At 61.4% G+C, this 20,647-nt stretch carries 22 protein-coding genes and 2 pseudogenes; 14 read left to right on the plus strand and 10 right to left on the minus strand.

The window, feature by feature from the left end:
• Positions 1-87 precede the first annotated feature (87 nt).
• From CAF80_RS13980 to CAF80_RS13990, 3 genes are all read left to right on the plus strand, one after another.
• Positions 88-420, plus strand: coding sequence for a hypothetical protein (locus tag CAF80_RS13980; protein ID WP_074688692.1), 333 nt, complete (start codon positions 88-90; stop codon positions 418-420).
• A gap of 162 nt (positions 421-582) precedes the next feature.
• Positions 583-1,317, plus strand: a complete 735-nt coding sequence (locus tag CAF80_RS13985; RefSeq protein WP_074688694.1) for an ABC transporter substrate-binding protein — start codon at positions 583-585, stop codon at positions 1,315-1,317.
• A gap of 108 nt (positions 1,318-1,425) precedes the next feature.
• Positions 1,426-1,674 carry a hypothetical protein gene (locus CAF80_RS13990; protein WP_039767006.1) on the plus strand — a complete coding sequence of 83 codons (249 nt, stop codon included), beginning with the start codon at positions 1,426-1,428 and terminating at the stop codon, positions 1,672-1,674.
• 64 nt (positions 1,675-1,738) lie between these two features.
• Here CAF80_RS13990 and CAF80_RS13995 read toward each other — a convergent pair whose 3' ends face one another.
• From CAF80_RS13995 to CAF80_RS14005, 3 genes are all read right to left on the minus strand, one after another.
• The gene (locus tag CAF80_RS13995) at positions 1,739-3,154 is read right to left on the minus strand and encodes an FAD/NAD(P)-binding protein (RefSeq protein ID WP_085667585.1); all 1,416 of its coding nucleotides are present in this window, start codon (positions 3,152-3,154) and stop codon (positions 1,739-1,741) included.
• Between the two features lie 59 nt (positions 3,155-3,213).
• Positions 3,214-4,617 carry an LLM class flavin-dependent oxidoreductase gene (locus CAF80_RS14000; protein ID WP_085667584.1) on the minus strand — a complete coding sequence of 468 codons (1,404 nt, stop codon included), beginning with the start codon at positions 4,615-4,617 and terminating at the stop codon, positions 3,214-3,216.
• A 216-nt stretch (positions 4,618-4,833) separates the two neighbouring features.
• The gene (locus CAF80_RS14005; protein ID WP_039767012.1) at positions 4,834-5,397 is read right to left on the minus strand and encodes a helix-turn-helix domain-containing protein; all 564 of its coding nucleotides are present in this window, start codon (positions 5,395-5,397) and stop codon (positions 4,834-4,836) included.
• An 85-nt stretch (positions 5,398-5,482) separates the two neighbouring features.
• Here CAF80_RS14005 and CAF80_RS14010 point away from each other — a divergent pair, with 85 nt between their 5' ends.
• The 7 genes from CAF80_RS14010 (at position 5,483) to CAF80_RS14040 (ending at position 12,567) form a co-directional block, all read left to right on the plus strand.
• Positions 5,483-6,421 (plus strand): DMT family transporter, encoded by a 939-nt coding sequence (locus CAF80_RS14010; RefSeq protein ID WP_085667583.1) that lies wholly within the window; start codon positions 5,483-5,485, stop codon positions 6,419-6,421.
• 106 nt (positions 6,422-6,527) lie between these two features.
• Positions 6,528-9,428 (plus strand): monovalent cation/H+ antiporter subunit A, encoded by a 2,901-nt coding sequence (locus CAF80_RS14015; RefSeq protein ID WP_085667582.1) that lies wholly within the window; start codon positions 6,528-6,530, stop codon positions 9,426-9,428.
• A complete protein-coding gene (locus tag CAF80_RS14020; RefSeq protein ID WP_003192163.1) occupies positions 9,428-9,772 on the plus strand; it encodes a Na+/H+ antiporter subunit C in 345 nt (114 codons plus the stop codon). The genes CAF80_RS14015 and CAF80_RS14020 overlap by 1 nt, the downstream gene beginning before the upstream one ends.
• Entirely contained in the window at positions 9,769-11,448 is a 1,680-nt protein-coding gene (locus tag CAF80_RS14025) for a monovalent cation/H+ antiporter subunit D (RefSeq protein WP_039767023.1), read from the plus strand. The genes CAF80_RS14020 and CAF80_RS14025 overlap by 4 nt, the downstream gene beginning before the upstream one ends.
• Complete coding sequence (locus CAF80_RS14030) at positions 11,445-11,933, plus strand: Na+/H+ antiporter subunit E (protein WP_039767025.1); 489 nt, start codon at positions 11,445-11,447, stop codon at positions 11,931-11,933. The genes CAF80_RS14025 and CAF80_RS14030 overlap by 4 nt, the downstream gene beginning before the upstream one ends.
• Positions 11,930-12,208 carry a K+/H+ antiporter subunit F gene (locus CAF80_RS14035; RefSeq protein ID WP_011334688.1) on the plus strand — a complete coding sequence of 93 codons (279 nt, stop codon included), beginning with the start codon at positions 11,930-11,932 and terminating at the stop codon, positions 12,206-12,208. Before CAF80_RS14030 ends, CAF80_RS14035 begins: the two co-directional genes overlap by 4 nt.
• Entirely contained in the window at positions 12,205-12,567 is a 363-nt protein-coding gene (locus CAF80_RS14040; protein ID WP_064379433.1) for a Na+/H+ antiporter subunit G, read from the plus strand. Before CAF80_RS14035 ends, CAF80_RS14040 begins: the two co-directional genes overlap by 4 nt.
• On the opposite strand, the gene CAF80_RS14045 is transcribed toward CAF80_RS14040, so the two are convergent.
• Positions 12,564-13,004 carry a DUF3995 domain-containing protein gene (locus CAF80_RS14045; RefSeq protein ID WP_074688700.1) on the minus strand — a complete coding sequence of 147 codons (441 nt, stop codon included), beginning with the start codon at positions 13,002-13,004 and terminating at the stop codon, positions 12,564-12,566. The genes CAF80_RS14040 and CAF80_RS14045 overlap by 4 nt on opposite strands.
• Before the next feature lie 94 nt (positions 13,005-13,098).
• Here CAF80_RS14045 and CAF80_RS14050 point away from each other — a divergent pair, with 94 nt between their 5' ends.
• Entirely contained in the window at positions 13,099-13,485 is a 387-nt protein-coding gene (locus CAF80_RS14050; RefSeq protein ID WP_011334690.1) for a DUF2946 domain-containing protein, read from the plus strand.
• 106 nt (positions 13,486-13,591) lie between these two features.
• Here the strand turns inward: CAF80_RS14050 and CAF80_RS14055 are convergent.
• Positions 13,592-13,891, minus strand: a pseudogene (locus CAF80_RS14055) (TonB-dependent receptor plug domain-containing protein); the annotation flags it as partial.
• Between CAF80_RS14055 and CAF80_RS14060 the strand changes: the two are divergent.
• Positions 13,856-15,712, plus strand: a pseudogene (locus CAF80_RS14060) (TonB-dependent receptor); the annotation flags it as partial. The pseudogenes CAF80_RS14055 and CAF80_RS14060 sit on opposite strands and share 36 nt — an antisense overlap.
• Before the next feature lie 114 nt (positions 15,713-15,826).
• Here the strand turns inward: CAF80_RS14060 and CAF80_RS14065 are convergent.
• From CAF80_RS14065 to CAF80_RS14075, 3 genes are all read right to left on the minus strand, one after another.
• A complete protein-coding gene (locus tag CAF80_RS14065; protein WP_039767033.1) occupies positions 15,827-16,843 on the minus strand; it encodes an ABC transporter substrate-binding protein in 1,017 nt (338 codons plus the stop codon).
• 128 nt (positions 16,844-16,971) lie between these two features.
• On the minus strand, positions 16,972-17,169 hold the full coding sequence (locus tag CAF80_RS14070; protein ID WP_039767035.1) for a hypothetical protein: 198 nt from the start codon (positions 17,167-17,169) through the stop codon (positions 16,972-16,974).
• Positions 17,166-17,636, minus strand: a complete 471-nt coding sequence (locus CAF80_RS14075; RefSeq protein WP_007950541.1) for a hypothetical protein — start codon at positions 17,634-17,636, stop codon at positions 17,166-17,168. Before CAF80_RS14075 ends, CAF80_RS14070 begins: the two co-directional genes overlap by 4 nt.
• Before the next feature lie 408 nt (positions 17,637-18,044).
• Here CAF80_RS14075 and CAF80_RS29075 point away from each other — a divergent pair, with 408 nt between their 5' ends.
• Together CAF80_RS29075 and CAF80_RS14085 are read left to right on the plus strand one after the other, a co-directional pair.
• Entirely contained in the window at positions 18,045-18,308 is a 264-nt protein-coding gene (locus CAF80_RS29075; RefSeq protein WP_074688706.1) for a hypothetical protein, read from the plus strand.
• A gap of 37 nt (positions 18,309-18,345) precedes the next feature.
• Positions 18,346-18,582, plus strand: a complete 237-nt coding sequence (locus tag CAF80_RS14085) for a DUF2789 family protein (RefSeq protein ID WP_039767041.1) — start codon at positions 18,346-18,348, stop codon at positions 18,580-18,582.
• A 6-nt stretch (positions 18,583-18,588) separates the two neighbouring features.
• On the opposite strand, the gene CAF80_RS14090 is transcribed toward CAF80_RS14085, so the two are convergent.
• On the minus strand, positions 18,589-18,792 hold the full coding sequence (locus CAF80_RS14090) for a hypothetical protein (RefSeq protein ID WP_074688708.1): 204 nt from the start codon (positions 18,790-18,792) through the stop codon (positions 18,589-18,591).
• 113 nt (positions 18,793-18,905) lie between these two features.
• Complete coding sequence (locus CAF80_RS14095) at positions 18,906-20,510, minus strand: methyl-accepting chemotaxis protein (protein ID WP_085667581.1); 1,605 nt, start codon at positions 20,508-20,510, stop codon at positions 18,906-18,908.
• Between the last annotated feature and the right edge of the window lie 137 nt (positions 20,511-20,647).

Below are 20,647 nucleotides of genomic sequence, written 5' to 3' on the forward strand. Positions count from 1 at the left end.
ACCACATATCAGCGATACACCTTCGCGTTTGAATGAACCCACCAGAAAGCACTGGTTCACTCATCATCAAACGCAAGGAGAAGCACCATGTTCAAGTCCTCGAAATCCCTGGTACTCGCAATCAGCCTGCTCGGTGGCCTGGCCCTGACCGACCTGGCGTCCGCCAGCTCCCAGCCGCTGGTTGCAGAATACGGCTCGGAAAACCTGCAGAAGGATCGCGTAGCCGAAGGTGGCGCGGATCGCTTGCAGGAACTGCGTGAACGCGTGGCTGAAGGCGGCGCGGATCGCTTGCAGGAACTGCGTGAACGCGTCGCTGAAGGTGGCGCCGACCGCTTGCAGGAACTGCGCGAACGTTCGGCCCGCAGCGTACTGGTCGCCGAGAACCGTCCCGAGTTCGGTTCCAAATACCAGCGCTACTGATCGTTTGTACCCGCCGTTGTCGATTCCTGCCGGGGGCGCTCTGCCCCCGCAGCGATCACTACCGATAAGCCTTGTTCTCTGACACAAAAGCCCCGCTGTTTCCCCACGACAGTCATCACTGCTCGTACTAAGCTGCGCGATTGATTTGTTCAGGGACGATCCATGAAACGATTTGCCGCTTGTCTGCTGTCCATGCTGGCCCTGACGGCCACTGCGGCGGACCTGCAACTGCTCACCGACAACCACCCGCCCCTGCATTTCATGCAAGGCAATCAGCTCGCGGGATTCGGTGTGGACGTGGTGCAGGCCCTGGCAACCCAGACCGGCGATCGTATCCATCTGCAACAAGTCCCGCTGCTGCGCGCCCTGCGCATGGCCAGCGACACGCCCGACACCGGCGTATTCACCGTGCTGCGTACCGATGAGCGCGACGATCGCTATCAATGGGTCGGGCCGCTGATCGAAGTCGAAACCGCGCTATACGCCCGCGACAATCTCCAGCCTCCCGTGCACAGCCTGCGTGAAGCCGATCACCTGGGCCGGATCACCGTGCCGCGCAAATGGCTGGTCTACAGCTACCTGCAAGGGCAAGACCTGAACAACCTCTACGGCGTGGAAACCCCGGAGCAGATGATGCGACTGTTCAGCCTGGGGCGTACCGATTTCGTGGTCTCCGATACCTGGTCCAAAGCCGCCCTCGCCCGCGAACAAGGCCTGGAGCCGGGACGCTTGCAGTACCAGATCCCGCTGATGAAACAGAACACCTACATTGCCTTTTCGCCGCAAACCGATCCGAAACAGGTCGCACGCTGGCAGCAGGCGCTGGATACATTGCGGGCCGATGGCCGTCTGGAGCAGCTGCGCCAGCGCTGGCTGAGCAATACCCTACCGCGCTGATCGCGCATCAACACCTTCGATAACAACTATGCGCAAGGGTGTTTTCACATCAAAACCCTCCAGCACTACAGTGGGCCCCATCTTCTCCCCACTCTCTGGAGCAACATCATGAAAGACATCATCGCACTCGGCTTCATCGTTTCCCTGATCGGCGCCACCTCCGCCATCGCTGCCCCACACGCCAGCACTCCAGTTGTCGCGGCTGCGACCGTTGGCCAGTCCGGCACCCTGAACGTCGACACCGTCAGCAACGACGCCGAACACCAAGGCCTCAAACTGCAACAGAACGCCGAACAGACCAAACTGTACGTCGCGGAAAACCGCCCGGAATTCGGTTCCAAATATCAGCGCTACTGAGTGATCGGTTTGAGCTGCCAGAAACAGGAAACCCCGCCGAAGCGGGGTTTCTTGCATTCGGGCGTCAGCGCACCAGTCGCGCGGCCAGCGCCTTGGCCTGCAACGCCACGTCGGTGACAGCGGTGCTTTCCCACCACATGCCACGCAGCGGCGGGCCCATGGCGAACAGGCGGTTCGAGACCCGACCCTCTTCATCCAGCACCGCACCGTCCACCGCCGCCGCGATGCCCAGCGCCAACGGCCCCGGGCGAACCAGACCGCGCGCCAACAATTGCTGTGGCAAAGGTCGCGCGACCCGGCGCCAGTCGTATTCGATGCCGCTGGAATTGATCAACACCGCGCCCTGCACCACGCGGGTCTCAGCCTTACCGCGAGGGCGAATACGGATACTCACCCCGCCATCCGACGCCAATTCAAGACCCTTGTAGGACGCAGCATGAATGCGCAATCGCCCTTCCCGGTGCAGACGCTCGACCAGTTCCGCGCTCAGCGGCGGTGAACGATGGTGATGACTTTCCCACCACGGCCGCACATGGCGCACGAATTGCCGGCGCTGCGCATCGCTGGCCTGACTCCATAACCGGCCGATGTGCGCACGCACGGTGTCCAGCGGCGCCTGCCAGTCGATGCCTTGTGCGATGGCGTCGCGGCAATGCCGACGCAATTCGCGCAATAGCTGGCGCGGTGTGCGAATGCTGTGATCCTCGGCGAGGAAGTCCACCCACGCGGGCGGTTGCCGACGAACATGAGGCAGCAGCCCATGCCGGGAAAACACCTCGATCGGCCCGCGATGCCCGGCCTGCTCCAGCGACACCACGGCATCGACCATGGTCAAGCCGGAGCCGATGATCAGCACCGTGGATTGTGGATCGAGCTGGCGCATGGCCGCGACATCCCACGGATCCAGTGCCGCCGCGTTGAGGCCGCTGGACTCCTTTTGCGGCGTGCGGGCAGCCGGGAACATCCCGGTCGCCAGCACGGCAAAGGCGCCTCGCAGTTGCTGGCCGTCACTCAAGGTGAGCTGCACGCAATCGCTGGAAGCCTGAACATCGACAACTTCGGCCCGTACATGCTCGACTGTCGAACCCTGTTGCGCACCCACCTGCTGCGCTTCGGCCAGACGCTGTTGCACGTACACGCCGAACAGCCCCCGAGGCGGAAACAGTTCGCTGACCGGCACATGCTGCTGATCCGACTCCGGCCAGCCACCGCCAGCGATGTGATCGGTCAGCCATTGAGTCAGGTCATCGGCATTGTCCGGATCGACGCTCATCCGCGCCGCATTGCCATTGAGCGTGTGGCCCAGTTCCACCGCGCTGTACGCTTCGCCCCGGCCCAGTTCGGCCCGGGGCTCGATCACCAGAATCGTTCTGCGCCCCGGCAAACGCAGCAATTGCACCGCCAGCATCGTACCGCTGAGGCCGCCGCCGACAATCAGAATGTCGGCGTGACGGGTGGCGGTTGTATCGGTTTGAGTCATGCCGTTCTCGCAGCTGAGGATATGCTCGGGCCAGTGTCATTCAGACGCCGCGAAGACGTCTAGACAGACGCGACCTTTTTCTCCTGCAGATGCAACTCGCCGAGGTTTCGATAGCCGCTGCCCGGATGAATCTCCGGCAGTCTCGGCCCTTCGCCAAACAGCTTCTCACGCAAGGTCCCCAGCGCGTACTCGGTCTTGTAGACACCGCGCTTCTGCAACTCCGGCACCAGCAATTCCACGGCGTCGATGAAGGTTTCGTGGGTCAGCGCGTAGGCGAGGTTGAAGCCATCGACGTCGGTTTCGTCGACCCATTCCTGCAACAGGTCCGCCACCGTTTCCGGGCTGCCGACGAACAACGGGCCGAAGCCGCCGATGCCGACCCAGTCGGCGAGTTCGTTGGGGGTCCAGACCTTGTTCGGATCCGCCGTGGAAAACGCCTCGACCGCCGATTGAATGGCGTTGGTGTGCACGTGCTTGAGTGGTTCGTCCGGCTTGAAGCGGCTGAAGTCGATGCCGGTCCAGCCGGAAATCAGCGCCATCGCACCCTCGTAGCTGACCCAGGATTTGTACTCTTCGAACTTGGCTTTGGCCTTGGCGTCGGTCTCGCCGAGGATCACCGTTTGCAGATTGAAGATCAGGATCTTCGACGGATCGCGCCCGGCCTCGGCGGCGCGACGGCGGATGTCGGCCACGGTTTTCTTCAGCAGCACTTTCGACGGTGCCGCGACAAATACACACTCGGCATGCTCGGCAGCAAACTGCTTGCCACGACTGGACGCGCCGGCCTGGTAGAGAACCGGCGTGCGCTGCGGCGACGGTTCGCAAAGGTGAATGCCCGGCACCTGGAAGTGTTTGCCGTGGTGGCGGATCTCGTGGATCTTGCTCGGGTCACTGAAAATCCGCCGCTCGCGATCACGCAGGATAGCGCCCTCTTCCCAACTGCCTTCCCACAGTTTGTAGCAGACCTCCAGGTATTCCTCGGCGAAGTCGTAGCGCGCGTCGTGTTCGGTCTGGGCTTGCTGGCCGATGTTCTTCGCACCGCTCTCCAGATAAGAGGTGACGATGTTCCAGCCGGCCCGGCCCTTGGTCAGGTGATCGAGGGTCGACAGGCGTCGGGCGAATGGATACGGATGTTCGAAGGACAACGAGGCGGTCAGGCCGAAACCCAGGTGCTCGGTGACCAGCGCCATCGGAGGAATCAACTGCAACGGGTCATTGACCGGCACCTGCGCCGCCTGCCGGATGGCCGCTTCGCCGTTGCCGTTGTACACGTCGTAGATGCCCAGCACGTCGGCAATGAACAAACCGTCGAACTTGCCGCGCTCGAGGATTTTCGCCAGATCGGTCCAGTACTCCAGATCCTTGTATTGCCAGGAGCGATCCCGAGGGTGAGCCCACAGGCCCGGCGACTGATGGCCGACGCAGTTCATGTCGAAGGCGTTGAGACGGATTTCGCGGGGCATCAGACGGCACTCCCGATTGTCAGGAGGCGTTTGAAGGTGTGAATTGAGACGATCATGTGAGGCGACTCCGTTGTTTCCGGATGAGGATCCAGAACCCGTAGCAGGAGTCATGCCTTAATATATTTAACTTATTTATCAATAGGTTGAGATAACAACCTAAAGCAGTCTGCACGCAGGATGGAGCAAACTGTTTATCCGCTGTCGGCCCTGCAACAGTCAGATCACCACATTGCGCACGAAGCGCGCGGCCACTTCCCCGTCATTGCGGTAGGTGTGCGGCTGATTGCTGGCGAACATGAAAAACTCGCCGGCCGCGATTTGCTGGGGTTGGTCGCCGAGCATCAGCGTCAGGCAGCCTTCGAACACAAAAATCTGCTCGCTCCAGCCCTCGGCGTCCGGTTGCGAGGGATAGACCTCACCCGGTTGCAGGCACCATTCCCACTGCTCCACCGCGCGGGTGGCATTGGCCTTGGATAGCAAAACGGCTTTGCTGCCGGGGATGCTGCCGGCCCAGGCAAGTTCGTTGATACGGCCCGGATCGCGATTGTCCGGGGCCTGGATGAGATCGCTGAAGGCCACTTCGAGGGCTTCGGCGACACGGTCGAGGGTGGTCAGGCTGACATTCTTCTCGCCGGCCTCGATGGCCACCAGCATCCGTCGGCTGACCCCGGACTTTTCCGCGAGGGCGGTCTGGCTCATGTCGGCGGCGTGGCGCAGGCGTCGGACATTCTGGCTGACGTGTTGCAGGACCGAAGCCCGCTGAACGGAATCTTTGTGCACTATATTGCTCACTGGCTGGGGTTGGGCAGTATACTGCGCAACATTTGGCGCATTGTGCGTCTCCTCCTCAAAAGTGCGCAAGGTCATGACGTCAGCCAACTCCCCTCAAACTCCCCTGCGATTTTCCCGGTTCAGCAAAGCCGAGTGCGTGCTGGTGTTGATCACCATGCTTTGGGGCGGCACCTTCCTGCTGGTGCAGCACGCCATGACCGTCAGCGGCCCGATGTTTTTCGTCGGCCTGCGCTTTGCCGCCGCCGCAGGCATTGTTGCGCTGTTCTCCTGGAAACACTTGCGGGAACTGACCCTGTTCGAATTCAAGGCTGGCGCCTTTATCGGCGTGGCGATCCTGCTCGGTTATGGCTTGCAGACCGTTGGGTTGCAGAGTATCCCAAGCAGCCAGTCGGCGTTCATCACGGCGTTGTACGTGCCGTTCGTGCCGCTGTTGCAATGGCTGGTGCTGGGCCGGCGCCCGGGTTTGATGCCGAGCATCGGCATCATGCTGGCGTTTACCGGGCTGATGCTGCTTTCCGGGCCGTCCGGGGCTTCGCTGAATTTCAGCCCCGGTGAAATCGCCACGCTGATCAGCGCCATCGCGATTGCGGCCGAAATCATCCTCATCAGTAACTACGCCGGGCAGGTGGATGTGCGCCGAGTGACGGTGGTGCAACTGGCGGTAACCTCGGCCCTGTCTTTCTTGATGGTGGTGCCGACCGGCGAGGCGATTCCGGATTTCTCGTGGCTGTTGCTGAGCACCGCCCTGGGCCTGGGCGCGATGAGTGCGGCGATTCAGGTGGCGATGAACTGGGCGCAGAAAAGTGTTTCGCCGACCCGCGCGACCTTGATCTACGCCGGTGAGCCGGTGTGGGCCGGAATCGTCGGGCGCATCGCAGGAGAGCGTCTGCCAGCGATCGCATTGATAGGTGCGGGGCTGATCGTGGCGGCGGTGATCGTCAGTGAATTGAAGACCAAAGGCAAAGAGACACAAACGGTCACGGAAGAATTGGAACACGAGACCGAAGGCTAAACGGGGTTTTTACGGCTACTTTGTAGGATTCAGAGACATCCTCGCGTTTGGCGATCCGGGAGCTGGCACGTATGATGCTTCACAAACTTCCGCAGATTAGAAGCCTATGTCCCTGATAGTTCTACTGCTTCTGCCTTTTCTGGGCAGCTGTCTGGCAGCCGTGCTGCCGCACAACGCACGTAACGCCGAATCCCTGCTGGCAGGTCTGGTCGCACTGATCGGCACTGTCTCGGTCGCGATGCTGTACCCGCAGATCGCCCACGGCGGCGTGATCCGCGAAGAATTCACCTGGCTGCCCAGCCTGGGCCTGTACTTCGTCCTGCGCATGGACGGCTTCGCCTGGCTGTTCTCGATGCTGGTGCTGGGCATCGGCACCCTCGTTTCCTTATATGCCCGTTATTACATGTCGCCGGACGATCCGGTGCCGCGCTTCTTCGCGTTCTTTCTGGCGTTCATGGGTGCCATGCTCGGGCTGGTGATCTCCGGCAACCTGATCCAGATCGTATTCTTCTGGGAGCTGACCAGCCTTTTCTCGTTCCTGTTGATCGGCTACTGGCACCACCGTCACGACGCCCGCCGTGGTGCTTACATGGCGTTGATGGTGACTGGCGCGGGAGGATTGTGCTTGCTGGCGGGGGTCATGATCCTCGGCCATGTGGTCGGCAGCTATGACCTGGACAAGGTCCTGGCCGCCGGCGATCTGATTCGCGCACATGCCCTCTACCCCATCCTGCTTCCGCTCATTCTTATCGGCGCCCTCAGCAAAAGCGCCCAGTTCCCCTTCCACTTCTGGCTGCCCCACGCGATGGCGGCACCCACACCGGTTTCGGCGTACCTGCACTCGGCGACCATGGTCAAGGCCGGGGTTTTCCTGCTGGCCCGCCTGTGGCCGTCGCTGTCCGGCAGCGAAGAATGGTTCTACATCGTCAGCGGCGCCGGCGCTGCTACGCTGTTGCTCGGCGCGTACTGCGCGATGTTTCAGAACGATCTCAAAGGGCTGCTGGCCTATTCGACCATCAGCCATCTCGGCCTGATCACCCTGCTGCTGGGCCTGAACAGCCCGCTGGCTGCTGTGGCAGCGGTGTTCCACATTCTCAACCACGCGACCTTCAAGGCTTCACTGTTCATGGCCGCCGGGATCATCGACCACGAAAGTGGCACCCGCGACATCCGCAAGCTCAACGGCCTGTTCAAACTGATTCCATTCACCGCCACCCTGGCGATGGTCGCCAGTGCGTCCATGGCCGGCGTGCCGCTGCTCAACGGTTTCCTGTCCAAGGAGATGTTCTTCGCCGAAACCGTGTTCATCAATGCCACCGCCTGGGTTGAAACCAGCCTGCCGATCGTCGCGACCATTGCCGGGATGTTCAGCGTTGCCTACTCGCTGAGATTTACCGTCGACGTATTCTTCGGCCCGACCGCCACCGACCTGCCGCACACCCCGCACGAACCGCCTCGTTGGATGCGTGCACCGGTTGAGTTGCTGGTGTTCACCTGCCTGCTGGTGGGGATTTTCCCGGCCCAGGTGGTCGGCCCGTTGCTCGCCGCTGCCGCCTTGCCGGTGGTGGGCGGCGTGCTGCCGGAATACAGCCTGGCGATCTGGCACGGCCTCAATGCACCGATGATCATGAGTTTGATCGCCATGTCCGGCGGCATCGTGCTGTATCTGCTACTGCGCAACCAACTCAAGCGTGGCCGCTTCAAGTATCCGCCGCTGGCGGGCCGCCTCAACGGCAAGCGAATGTTCGAGCGCAGTCTGGTGGCGATGATGCGCCTGGCTCGACGCCTGGAGCGACGAATCGGCACAAAGCGCCTGCAAGCGCAATTGTTCCTGATGGTCCTGGCGGCGGTGCTGGCCGGGCTGATCCCGATGCTGCACAGCAGCCTGAGCTGGGGCGACCGGCCGAAGATTCCGGGCTCGATCGTGTTCGTGACCCTGTGGCTGCTGGCAATCGCCTGCGCCCTGGGTGCTGCGTGGCAGGCCAAGTATCACCGTCTCGCCGCACTGACCATGGTCAGTGTCTGCGGCCTGATGACCTGCGTGACCTTCGTCTGGTTCTCGGCACCGGATCTGGCCCTGACGCAACTGGTAGTCGAAGTGGTGACCACCGTGCTGATCCTGCTTGGCCTGCGCTGGCTGCCACGGCGGATCGAAGAGGTTTCGCCGCTGCCAAGCAGCCTGCGCAAGGCGCGGGTTCGACGTCTGCGCGACTTGCTGCTGTCGATTGCCGTTGGTGGCGGCATGGCGCTGCTGTCCTACGCGATGCTGACCCGGCAGACGCCGAACGACATTTCCTCGTTCTATCTGAGTCGCGCCCTGCCCGAGGGCGGCGGCAGCAACGTGGTCAACGTGATGCTGGTGGATTTCCGTGGTTTCGACACCCTTGGTGAGATCACAGTGCTCGCCGCCGTGGCACTGACCGTGTTCGCCCTGCTGCGTCGCTTCCGCCCGCCGAAAGAAAGCCTGCAACTGCCGGCCCAACAGCGCCTGCTCGCCCCCGACGTGGTCACCGATCTGGTCAACCCGCGCTCGGCCAGCGACACCGCGCTCGGTTTCATGATGGTGCCGGCGGTGCTGGTGCGCCTGCTGCTGCCGATTGCGCTGGTGGTGTCGTTCTATCTGTTCATGCGCGGGCACAACCAGCCGGGTGGCGGTTTCGTCGCCGGTCTGGTGATGTCGGTGGCGTTCATCCTGCAATACATGGTCGCCGGCACTCAGTGGGTCGAGGCACAAATGAGCCTGCGGCCGCTGCGCTGGATGGGCACCGGCCTGCTGTTCGCCACCGTCACCGGCCTCGGGGCGATGGCGGTCGGTTATCCGTTCCTGACCACCCACACCTGGCACTTCAGCCTGCCGCTGCTGGGTGACATCCATATCGCCAGCGCGCTGTTCTTCGATATCGGCGTCTACGCCGTGGTGGTCGGCTCGACCTTGCTGATCCTCACCGCCCTCGCCCACCAATCAGTCCGGGGCCATAAAACCGCTGCCGCCAAAGGAGCCGTCTGATGGAAGAAGTCATTGCAATCGCCATCGGCGTGCTCGCCGCGTCCGGGGTCTGGCTGATCCTGCGACCACGGACGTTCCAGGTGGTGATGGGCCTGTGCCTGCTGTCCTACGGCGTCAATCTGTTCATCTTCAGCATGGGCAGCCTGTTCATCGGCAAGGAGCCGATCATCAAGGACGGCGTGCCGCAGGACCTGCTCAATTACACCGACCCGCTGCCCCAAGCGCTGGTGCTGACGGCCATCGTCATCAGCTTCGCCATGACCGCATTGTTCCTGGTGGTGTTGCTGGCCTCACGGGGCCTGACCGGCACCGACCACGTTGACGGAAGGGAGCCCAAGGAATGACGGCGATGACTCACCTGATCGCCGCACCGATTCTGCTGCCGCTGCTGACTGCCGCCATCATGCTGATGCTCGGCGAAAAGCACCGTCCGCTGAAGGCGAAAATCAACCTGTTCTCCAGCCTCCTCGGCCTCGGCATTTCGGTGATGCTGCTGCAATGGACCCAGACCACCGGCGTGCCCGGTTCGATTGGGGTTTATCTGCCGGGCAACTGGCAGGTGCCGTTCGGCATCGTGCTGGTGGTCGATCGTCTGTCGGCATTGATGCTGGTGCTGACCGGAATCATTGGCGTCAGCGCCCTGCTGTTCGCCATGGCCCGCTGGGACGGCGCCGGGTCGAGCTTCCACGCGCTGTTCCAGATTCAGTTGATGGGGCTGTACGGCGCGTTCCTGACCGCAGACCTGTTCAACCTGTTCGTGTTCTTCGAGGTATTGCTGGCCGCGTCCTACGGTTTGCTGCTCCACGGCTCGGGCCGGGCACGCGTGTCGTCGGGGCTGCATTACATCTCGATCAACCTGCTGGCGTCGTCGCTGTTCCTGATCGGCGCGGCGCTGATCTACGGTGTGACCGGCACGCTGAACATGGCGGATCTGGCCCTGAAGATCCCGCTGGTGCCGGAGGCCGACCGTGGCCTGCTGCACGCCGGCGCGGGAATTCTGGCCGTGGCGTTCCTGGCCAAGGCCGGCATGTGGCCGCTGAACTTCTGGCTGGTGCCGGCCTACTCGTCGGCCAGCGCGCCAGTCGCGGCGATGTTCGCGATCATGACCAAGGTCGGTGTCTACACCTTGCTGCGCCTGTGGACGCTGCTGTTCTCCGGCCAGGCCGGCGCTTCGGCGTATTTTGGCGGCGATTGGTTGATCTACGGCGGCATGGCGACCATGGCCGGCGCGGGCGTGGCGATCATTGCCGCGCAACGCCTGGAACGCATGGCCAGCCTGAGCATTCTGGTATCGGCAGGGATTCTGCTGTCGGCCGTGGGTTTCGCCCAGCCAAACCTGATCGGCGCCGCGCTGTTCTATCTGGTCAGCTCGACCCTGGCGCTGAGTGCGCTGTTCCTGCTGGCCGAATTGATCGAACGTTCGCGTACCGCCATCGAAGTGCCGCTGGAAGATGAAAACGAACTGCTGCCACGTCCGCAGGAATGGCAGCGTCCGGTCAAGGGCATCAACCTCGACGACGATCAGAAAGCGGTGGTCGGTCAGGTGATCCCATGGACCATGGCGTTCCTCGGTCTGAGCTTCATTGCCTGCGCGCTGCTGATTATCGGCATGCCGCCGCTGTCCGGCTTCATCGGCAAGCTGAACCTGATCGGCGCCCTGCTCAATCCACTGGGCCTCGGCGCAGGCGAACCGATCTCGAATGCCGCCTGGGGCTTACTGGCCTTGCTGATTCTTACAGGCCTCGGCTCGCTGATGGCGTTCTCGCGCCTGGGGATCCAGCGCTTCTGGTCGCCCGAGGAGCGACCGTCGCCGCTGCTGCGCAAACTGGAATGCACACCGATTTTCCTGCTGCTCGGCCTGAGCATCGCGCTGACCTTCAAGGCTGAACCACTGCTGCGTTACACCCAGGCAGCGGCCGATGCCCTGAACAATCCGCAGCAATACGTAATGGCGGTACTCGGCACCCGCGCCGTGCCGAGCCCGGAAGCCAAGGCTGCGCTGCTGGAGGTGCAACCATGAAGCGTCTGTTTCCGGCTCCGTGGTTGTCGCTTGCGCTGTGGTTGCTGTGGCTGGTGCTGAACCTGTCGGTCAGCCCGGGCAACCTGCTGCTGGGTGCCGTACTCGGTTTCTGCGCCCCGCTGATGATGCGCAAATTGCGCCCTCAGCGGATCCACATCCGCCGCCCGGGCACGATCCTGCGATTGTTTCTGCTGGTCGGGCGTGACGTGATCGTCTCGAACCTGCAGGTGGCCTGGGGCGTGCTCAACGCCGGTCGCCGCCCGCCTCGCTCGCGCTTCATCAAGGTGCCGCTGGACCTGCGCGACGCCAACGGCCTGGCAGCATTGTCGATGATCACCACGGTTATTCCCGGCACAGTCTGGTCGGAACTGGCGCTGGATCGCAGCATTCTGTTGCTGCACGTCTGGGATCTGGATGACGAGGCGCAGTTCATCCAGCACTTCAAGGTCACTTACGAGCGGCCGTTGATGGAGATTTTCGAATGAGCCCGCTGCTGTCGAACGCGATTCTGCTGACGTTGTTCCTGTTTTCCCTGGCCATGGTCCTCACGCTGGTGCGCCTGTTCAAAGGCCCGTCGGCGCAGGACCGGGTACTGGCGCTGGATTACCTGTACATCGTCGCCATGCTGATGATGCTGACCCTGGGGATTCGTTATGCCAGTGACACCTACTTCGAAGCGGCGCTGCTGATCGCGCTGTTCGGCTTCGTCGGCTCGTTTGCCCTGGCGAAATTCCTCCTGCGTGGCGAGGTGATCGAATGAACGCTGAACTGTCTTTGTGGGTGGAAATCCCGGTGGCAATTCTGCTGGTGCTCAGCGGTATTTTCGCCCTGATCGGTGCGACCGGCCTGCTGCGGATGAAGGATTACTTCCAGCGCATGCACCCGCCGGCGCTGGCCTCGACACTCGGCGCGTGGTGCGTGGCGCTGGCCTCGATCATCTGTTTTTCCGCACTCAAGTCCGGGCCGGTGCTGCACGCATGGCTGATCCCGATTCTGCTGTCGATCACCGTGCCAGTGACCACCCTGCTGCTGGCGCGGGCGGCATTGTTCCGCAAGCGCATGGCCGGGGATGACGTGCCGGCCGAGGTCAGCAGCCGGCGTACTGAAACCGGCAGCTAGATCCAGGCGACAGCCAACAGCCCGGCTCCCAATATCAGACACAGCGGCGAGTAAACCCAAGTGTCGAGCCGGGCAAACCTCGATCCCTTCACTTCCTTGAAAAAACCCACCAGCTCCGAATCGCCGATCGCCCGCGCAAACATCAACAGCGCAATCGCGCTGATCACCCATTGCAGCGCCCAGTGATGCACGGCGGGCAGCCACCACCCCACTCGCATGCACACCAGTGCGGCAATCAGTAGCAGAGCTGCCGCCACCACCAGCGTGATCCAGCCTGACGGCTTGAACGCAGGCCTGAGGGTCAGCCCGCCGTTATCCACCGGAACCTGCGGCACCACCGCAACGGCCGCCCACTGCCCACCCATCGCCCAATACACATGCATCAGGCTGATCACCGCGAATGTCGTCACCAGCCATTGAGCCAACACAAAGGTCATGGTCGAGAATCCTTGAAAGGGATTTGAACAAAACATCCTAGTCGGCATTTTTCCATGTGCACGACCGATCGGCGGTGCGGTAAAGTGCCGCCCCATGAAATTCACCCGTACCGATCGCTCACTGCTGGCCTGGATGCTCTATTGCTGCGTCCTGTTCAACGTGTTCGCCTGCAGCATCGGTCACGGACAAATGGTCGGCATGCAGCTCAACGGTATCGGCGGACAGTTCTGTGCCGTCGACCCGAGCACCCAGGCGCCGCTCGCCTCAAATCCCGCCGAAGAAAAACTGCCAACCCTGGCCAAAGCCTTCGGCTGTCCGCTCTGCTCCACCGGAGGCATGGGCCCGGCGTTCAACTCCAGCCTGACCCTGGCGATTCTGCCGGAACAACACAGCCCGCCGCTGCCGGCCATCGTCAGTGCCGACCTTCCTGCCCGCTTTATCTGGCCTTCGGCCAATCCCCGCGCCCCGCCGCTCGCCTGAGTGCCCTTGCCTTTTTGATCTGTCAGCCCACTGCGCCAACGCGCGGCGTTCGCCTGTGCGCTGACTCCGAGAACAAGCATTCAGGATTCAATCAATGAAACAACTTACCTTGCTGTGCACTGGCGTTCACACCCGGCAAGGTGTTGGCCGCGTCCTGAAAGTTTTGCGAACCGCGACGTTCGATGTCACTGCGGTTGGCAATGGCCACCGAGGCCGGGGTGTCACGCACGCTGAGGCCGAGGCGCGAGGCCATGCCGCTGGACTGGTCGAGGCTCAGGCCGGGTTCGGCGCCGGACTCGCCGTCAATAGTGATCGGCGCCAGATCCACGGTGGATTGCGCCCAGACGTTGACGGACAGGCAGCCGCACAGGCTGCACCGCCGGGCTTTGGCGGATTCGTCTCCTATCGCGGTTTCACCAGCAGCCAGATCACCCAGATGTTCAACGGCGTCAACGTTTCCGGCGGGCTGGCGCGCCCCGTGGATTCATGGATTTATGATCGGGTGGAACTGGTCGGCGGCCCGTCATCGTTGATCAACGGCGCCGGCTCGGTCGGTGGTTCGCTGAACTACGTGACCAAACTGGCCACCCGCGACGAGCAAGCCATTGAAGGCCGGGTCAGCTATGGCACCTACGACACCACCGAAACCGCGTTCGGCCTCAATCACGCGCTGACCGACCCCGGCGCCGACGTGCAGCACTACGCGCGTCTCGACGTCAGCCACAACACCAGCAACGGCTACATCGACCGCCAGGAACGCGATGCCTGGAGCGCGGCGTTCTCGTTGCTCAGTGACCTGACGCCGAACCTGTCGCACACCCTGGCCCTGGAATATCAGGACGAACACGAGGACAGCCCGTACTGGGGCACGCCGGTGCTCAGTCCCAAGGCCGGCGAGTTGAAGATCGACAAGCACAACCGCTTCAACAACTACAACGTCGAGGACGGCCGCTACGAGCAGCGGACGATCTGGGTGCGCTCGATCATCGATTACCGGATCAACGACAGCACCACCCTGCGCAACACCCTCTATCACCTCGACAGTCAGCGTGATTACCGCAACCTGGAAACCTATCAATACAACGCCGACAACAGCGCGGTGAACCGCTCCACTGCGTATCAGGTGCGACATCAGGGCGAGCAGAACGGCAACCAGTTCGAACTGCGCCACGACAACACCCTGTTCGGCCTCGACACCACCTGGTCCGGCGGATTCGAGTACAAGGTCAACCAGACCACCAACTCGCCGCTGAACGTCAAAGGCGCCAGCGCGGTGGACCCGAACAACTACCGACCGGGGCATTTCTATGACATCCCCGGAACGATGCCGGGTTTCGTCAGCGACAAGACCAACGAAGTCACGACCAAAGCGCTGTTCGGCGAAAACCGCCTGGCACTGACCGACAAGCTCTCGCTGCTGACCGGTCTTCGCTATGACGACATCGACCTCGACGTGACCAACCATCGCACTGTGACCGCGAGCAACCCGCGTCATTTGAAGCGCAGTTGGGAACCGGTCACCGGGCGTGTCGGCCTGACGTATCAGTTCATTCCGTCAGCCAATGTGTACGTGCAATACAGCACCGCCGCCGAGCAACCCAGTGGCACCCAGGACTTCGACGTCTCGACCGGCAAACAATGGGAAATCGGCAGCAAGTTCGACTACCTGAACGGGCGCGGTTCGGCGACGGTGGCCGCCTACACCATCGAGCGCAAGGACTTCGCAGTGACGGATCCACTGGACCCGACCAGCAGCATTCCGGTCGGCCAGCAGACTTCGAAGGGCATCGAGATTGCCAGCTCGCTGCGGATCACCGACAAGTTGCTGGCCGAAGGCAACTTCGCCTGGGTCGATGCGCAATACGATGAGTTCAACGAGAAGAACGCCGCCGGTGTGGTGGTTTCGCGCAAGGGCAATACACCGACCAACGTGCCGGACCGGGTCGGCAATCTGTGGCTGACCTACGATTTCTCGCCGCAATGGCAAGGCGGGGTCGATGCACGGTACGTGGCGTCGGTGTTCGCCGACACGGCCAACACCATGACCGTGCCGTCGTACACGTTGTTTGGCAGCTTTCTCAGCTACAAGGTGGACTCGCACACAACTGTGACCGGACGGGTGCGCAACCTGACGAATGAGGTGTATGCCGAGTTCGCCCATGTGTCGCCGGCGTATTACCTCGGCACACCGCGCACCTTTGAGCTGGCTGTGCAAACCCGCTTCTAAAAGCTTCGCGGGCAAGCCCGCTCCCACAGGAATCGATGTGTTTTCAACGCTCAGAGCACACCGAAAAACCTGTGAGAGCGGGCTTGCCCGCGATGAGGCCCATCGGTACGACCTCTATTTCAAATCAGCTGAAACCTTATCTGCCACATCCTTCGGCAGCCACGCCTGCCACACATCCGGATGCGCTTTCATGAACGCTGTCGCCGCATCCCGAGGTGGCGTGTGTTTTTCACTCATCTCGGCCAGCGCCTTGTTCAGATCATCAATCGGAAAGTCGACCTTGCTGAAGAACTCGGCGATCTGCGGATACTGCTTCTGGAACGGCGTGGACACCCCGATCGACAGCTTCGAGGCCAGTGACCGGGTCGGTTTCGGATTGGGGTTGTCGGCGTCGGTCAGGGTCTTCCAGGCCTCGGCATCGAACGGCGGCTCTTCCAGTTGGATCAGCTTGAACTTGCCGAGCAACGGTGTCGGCGACCAGTAATAGAACAGCACCGGCTTGCCGCGGCGGATCGATGAACTGATCTCGGCATCCAGCGCAGCACCGGAGCCACTACGGAAATTGGTGAAGTCATTCTGCAAGCCATAAGCCGTGAGCTTCTGCTTGTTCACCACCTCCGACGTCCAACCGATCGGGCTGTTGAGGAACCGGCCCTTGCTCGGGGTTTCCGGATCCTTGAACACGTCCTTGTACTTCTTCAGATCGCTGACACTGCGCAGATCCGGCGCCAAGGGTTTGATGCCCTTGGCCGGGTCGCCCTTGATCACGTACTCCGGCACCCACCAGCCTTCAGTGGCACCCTTGACCGTATCGCCCAGGCTGGCGACCTTGCCTTCGGCCTCGGCCTTGACCCATACCGGACTGCGCCCGGCCCACTCTTCGCCGATGACCTGAATGTCATTGTTGGCCAGCGCAGTCTCAAGGGTGATGGTGGTGCCCGGCAAGGTATCGGTCGGCAGGCCATAGCCCTTCTCGACAATGATCCGCAGGACGTCGGTGATCAGGCTGCCGCTTTCCCAGTTCAGATCGGCAAAGTGAATCGGCGCCTGTGCCGCGCTCACCGAAGGCACCACCGTCATCAGGCCGAATGTGGTCAACCCAGCAGCCAGCAACCGTCGAAATCCGTTCATGCTTTTGCACCTCGTGCCGTTCACAGCAATAGCAGGATGGCCTGACAGAAGACCGCAAGCCTCTGAATACTCAGTCAACTGACTGTAGACGAGGTTCCTGCTTTTTCAGGGGCATGACACGCACGAGGCTACTTTTCAGACATTTCCTGCAGGCTCTTCAGCTCGCGTCTGACCATGCTGGCGTATTCCGCAGGCTGCAAGGCGTAGATTTGCGAGGCGACCCAACCCAGCCAGGCACCCTTCAATTCAGCCTTTGCCGTGAACAACCGACGTGCTTCCTCGCGGGCGCTGTCGAGGTTCTGCAAATGGAAATCGGCGCGGCTCACTCGCTGGCCTTGAACGTCACCAGTTCGCCCTTGCGCCACTTGGCGGCTTTGGCGGTGACGGCTTTCAAGGTTTTGGTCAGGCCTTCCTGCAGTTGTTCATTGGCGGCGAACACGGTAACCGCGCTGTGGCCTTCCTTGAACACGATGGCGTGGCCATCGGCCGTGGTGACGAACGCGTAGTCGCCCAGACCGTACACGGTCATTTTGATTTCGCGAAAGCGGATGTCCATCTTGCCGCCTTCACGGCTGGGCAGTACCGACGCGCTGAAATGATCGCCGACCTTGAGCTTGAGGCCAGGTTTGTCATCGACCACCAATGCGCTTTCGGTGTCGATCTCGGCAACGTAAATGCCTTCGGCGTTTTGCTCGGTGATGTAAACAAAACGCGATTGAAACTGCTTGACCAGCTTTGCCCGCAAATCACCCAGCACGAACAAAGCATGCATATCGAGGTTACTGACTGCCAAAGAAACATCCCCACACTTGAAAAGAGTGCCATACGCGAAAGCGCGCACAGCAAAAAAAGTCGGCCGGGCCGAAGGTGTTGCGCGATGACTCGAATATACGCCTGAGGGAGCGAAGTGCTCATTCAACGCGAGTTGCACAAGACTACTGGAATGCCACTCGCGAAACCTGCAAAGACGTTCTCCAAATGTTGAAGGAAAACGCGTCACGGCCGGCCAGGAAAAAACTGACTACGAACTTTAGGGAAAAAACTCACCAACAAAAGCACTTTTCCGACATATCGCACGCAAAAAATTGCTTTAGATAGGGCCATGCCGTCAACAGGTGTTGGCGATTCTAGAGCAGCGATGCTGTTCGCGACTACCCGCAACACCCTGTAAATGCGGGCCAAACCATGAAAAGGACTTCATATGTGCACTATGACGCATTTTGCCGTGACTCACGAACCCGCCTTTGCCTTGAACACTCCAGCCTTCGAGACTGTTCCGGCAATCGAGTCTTGCGGTCAGGCGCCGTTGTTTCAGGTCATCCCGGCGGGCAACGGCTTTTTCCATATCAGGGAAAAGTCGACAGGGCTTGTCAGAGGTTTCCGTGAGAATCACAACGCCGCTTGCGCCCTCGCCCGTTCACTTGAATCCCGGATCGAACTCCTGGCCAGCGAGCACCTCAGATAAAGAGAGATCGACCCCGCCATCTTTCAAGGAGCACACCATGGAACTGCCTGCCTACAACCTGACAACCCTGTTCGATCAATTAGGGCTGCCTTCGGAGGAAACGGCGATCGACGACTTCATCGAAGCCCATCCGCTGGATGCCGATACCAAGCTGATCGACGCCGACTTCTGGAGCCCACAACAGGCGCAAATGCTCAAGGAGTGGCTGCGGGCCGATGGCGAGGAAGCCATCATGGTCGATGAGCTGAATGTGCGCCTGCACCGGGGCAAGTAATCTTGATCAGTGCAGGCTGTCACCGGTTTCAGCGCTCAATTGCGCAAGCCATGCAGCCCTGCACTCTTCCGCCTCGTTACGACTTGCAAACGCAGTGCCCCGGCGTTCGCCATTGAGCAGCACCACCCAGCAGACACTTTGCCCCATCGCGCGCAGACCGGCGGGTACACCGGTGCCGATCATCACCGCGACATCGACTCTGCATTGCATGTTGACCTCCCAATTTCATTAGCAACCTAACTATGTGGGCATGTTAATGATTTGGATCAAGAGGAAACAGCAACTCCGCTGCACAGCTTAATTGCAGTTCCGGCAACAATGGCTCAGCGCGGCTTCTCCGGTTTATAGCCCAGACGCAACCCGCCCCAATGCCGGCCCTTGACCATGATCGGCACCGACAGGTCGTGCATCAGCTCGCCGGTATCGCGGGTGTAGGTCTGCAACAGCACCGGTTGCTGATGGCTGCCGCAGCGGATGCCGGTGCGGTCGGCGAATTTGCGTTTGGTGCGATTGTTCACGGTATCGACCTGCACATCCCCGGTCAGTGGCTGGCTGAACACCTGATTGTGGGTCGGCACGTAACCCTGCTGCGTGCAAGCGATGGCGAACACCAGGCCTTCGTGGCGCGGCAGTAACGGTTCCTGGATGGCCGGCAGCACCTGATCGGTGTAGCGATCAAAACGAGTCTGGAACTTGGCGGGCTGGGTGTCTGGAATCGGCTGATACTGACGGTCGAACAGGTCCTCAAGACTGATGCGTCCCTGCTCGACATCGGCCTCGAACCGCGCGGCAATCTGACTGGCCCCTTCACGGGCAAGATCGTAGATACGCTGGTGATAGTCATCCAGCCCGACTTCTGCCAGACGTTCGCTGATGGTTTCTGCCTGTCCTTCCATCTGCACTGCGGCCTCGGCCAGACGCCGGGTCTGTTGGTCGCTGATCGCAAGATCGCTGCGCATCTGTTCGATGGCGGTGAACAGACTGTCGAGCTGTTCACGATTGGTTTCCGCGCCTCGGGCGATTTCGCCAACCTGGGTTTCCACCCCGGCCGCCAGTCGCGCAATGTTTGCCAGGTGCTGACCGGTGTGTTCGACTTGCTCGACACCCATGTGCAAATCGTCGGAGAGCTGCCGAATCTGTTCCACCACCTGCGCCGTGCGTTGCTGGATGTCGGCGACCATCTCGCCCACTTCGCCAGTGGCCGTCGCGGTACGCGCCGCCAAGCCGCGTACCTCGTCCGCGACCACTGCAAATCCACGACCGTGCTCGCCGGCCCGGGCCGCTTCGATGGCGGCGTTCAATGCCAGAAGGTTGGTCTGACTGGCGATGGACTGAATCACCAGTGTCACGCGCTGAATGTCGTCACTGCGCTGGCTCAAGGCTTCGATCAGTTCGCGGCTGGCATTGGCACGCTGGCTGAGCTGATGCATGCGCGAAATGGAATCCACCAGCTCGGTGCGCCCCGCCGCGCTGCTGTGGTGGGCCTCGCTGGCAGCGCCCAAGGCTTCACGGCTGAGCTGCGAAGTGGCTTGCTCAGTGGCGATCATCACTTCAGCGTTGTTGACGATCTGCGCGGCGGCGTCGAGTTGCGATTGCAGCTTGCCGGCCAATTCCTTGACGGAAAATGCCACGCCGGCGGCTGACAGCGCGTTATGGCTGGTGGTGTAGGAAAGATCGCGAGTCAGCTCGGACATCGCGTTGCTGCTGTCGACCGGTTGCGCATCGGGGACCGCCCGGGAACGCAGGCGCGGCAGCCAGACGATCAGCACCGCCAGCGGCATGCCAATGTACAAGGGCCATTCGCCCAGGCTCATTCCGGCCAGCAACAGCATCAAAGCGATGCTTTGCAGGGTCGGCGTCAGCCAGCGATTCTTCGGCAAAACAACTGGTGCAGGCAGAGCCGCAACCAGAGATCCATCTCTCGTCATTTCGTTACCCCACGCTTGTTCTCATTGTTGTGACTGCATTAAACGCCACTACAACGCCATTATCCATGGTCCGTTAGTCGTGGGTCTGTGGCAGGTCAATGGAATGGCGGGGAGACTTTCCGGCAGACGAAAAAAAG

This window comes from Pseudomonas sp. B34(2017), from assembly GCF_002112915.1.
In the GTDB taxonomy this organism is placed as follows: domain Bacteria; phylum Pseudomonadota; class Gammaproteobacteria; order Pseudomonadales; family Pseudomonadaceae; genus Aquipseudomonas; species Aquipseudomonas pharyngis.

What these genes read in the sequence shown, in the direction of transcription:
- CAF80_RS13980 (WP_074688692.1), top strand. Translation starts at nt 88, where the DNA reads ATGTTCAAGTCCTCGAAATCCCTGGTACTCGCAATCAGCCTGCTCGGT.
- CAF80_RS13985 (WP_074688694.1), top strand. Translation starts at nt 583, where the DNA reads ATGAAACGATTTGCCGCTTGTCTGCTGTCCATGCTGGCCCTGACGGCC.
- CAF80_RS13990 (WP_039767006.1), top strand. Translation starts at nt 1,426, where the DNA reads ATGAAAGACATCATCGCACTCGGCTTCATCGTTTCCCTGATCGGCGCC.
- CAF80_RS13995 (WP_085667585.1), bottom strand. Translation starts at nt 3,154, where the DNA reads ATGACTCAAACCGATACAACCGCCACCCGTCACGCCGACATTCTGATT.
- CAF80_RS14000 (WP_085667584.1), bottom strand. Translation starts at nt 4,617, where the DNA reads ATGCCCCGCGAAATCCGTCTCAACGCCTTCGACATGAACTGCGTCGGC.
- CAF80_RS14010 (WP_085667583.1), top strand. Translation starts at nt 5,483, where the DNA reads ATGACGTCAGCCAACTCCCCTCAAACTCCCCTGCGATTTTCCCGGTTC.
- CAF80_RS14015 (WP_085667582.1), top strand. Translation starts at nt 6,528, where the DNA reads ATGTCCCTGATAGTTCTACTGCTTCTGCCTTTTCTGGGCAGCTGTCTG.
- CAF80_RS14020 (WP_003192163.1), top strand. Translation starts at nt 9,428, where the DNA reads ATGGAAGAAGTCATTGCAATCGCCATCGGCGTGCTCGCCGCGTCCGGG.
- CAF80_RS14025 (WP_039767023.1), top strand. Translation starts at nt 9,769, where the DNA reads ATGACGGCGATGACTCACCTGATCGCCGCACCGATTCTGCTGCCGCTG.
- CAF80_RS14030 (WP_039767025.1), top strand. Translation starts at nt 11,445, where the DNA reads ATGAAGCGTCTGTTTCCGGCTCCGTGGTTGTCGCTTGCGCTGTGGTTG.
- CAF80_RS14035 (WP_011334688.1), top strand. Translation starts at nt 11,930, where the DNA reads ATGAGCCCGCTGCTGTCGAACGCGATTCTGCTGACGTTGTTCCTGTTT.
- CAF80_RS14040 (WP_064379433.1), top strand. Translation starts at nt 12,205, where the DNA reads ATGAACGCTGAACTGTCTTTGTGGGTGGAAATCCCGGTGGCAATTCTG.
- CAF80_RS14045 (WP_074688700.1), bottom strand. Translation starts at nt 13,004, where the DNA reads ATGACCTTTGTGTTGGCTCAATGGCTGGTGACGACATTCGCGGTGATC.
- CAF80_RS14050 (WP_011334690.1), top strand. Translation starts at nt 13,099, where the DNA reads ATGAAATTCACCCGTACCGATCGCTCACTGCTGGCCTGGATGCTCTAT.
- CAF80_RS14065 (WP_039767033.1), bottom strand. Translation starts at nt 16,843, where the DNA reads ATGAACGGATTTCGACGGTTGCTGGCTGCTGGGTTGACCACATTCGGC.
- CAF80_RS29075 (WP_074688706.1), top strand. Translation starts at nt 18,045, where the DNA reads ATGTGCACTATGACGCATTTTGCCGTGACTCACGAACCCGCCTTTGCC.
- CAF80_RS14085 (WP_039767041.1), top strand. Translation starts at nt 18,346, where the DNA reads ATGGAACTGCCTGCCTACAACCTGACAACCCTGTTCGATCAATTAGGG.
- CAF80_RS14090 (WP_074688708.1), bottom strand. Translation starts at nt 18,792, where the DNA reads ATGCAATGCAGAGTCGATGTCGCGGTGATGATCGGCACCGGTGTACCC.
- CAF80_RS14095 (WP_085667581.1), bottom strand. Translation starts at nt 20,510, where the DNA reads ATGACGAGAGATGGATCTCTGGTTGCGGCTCTGCCTGCACCAGTTGTT.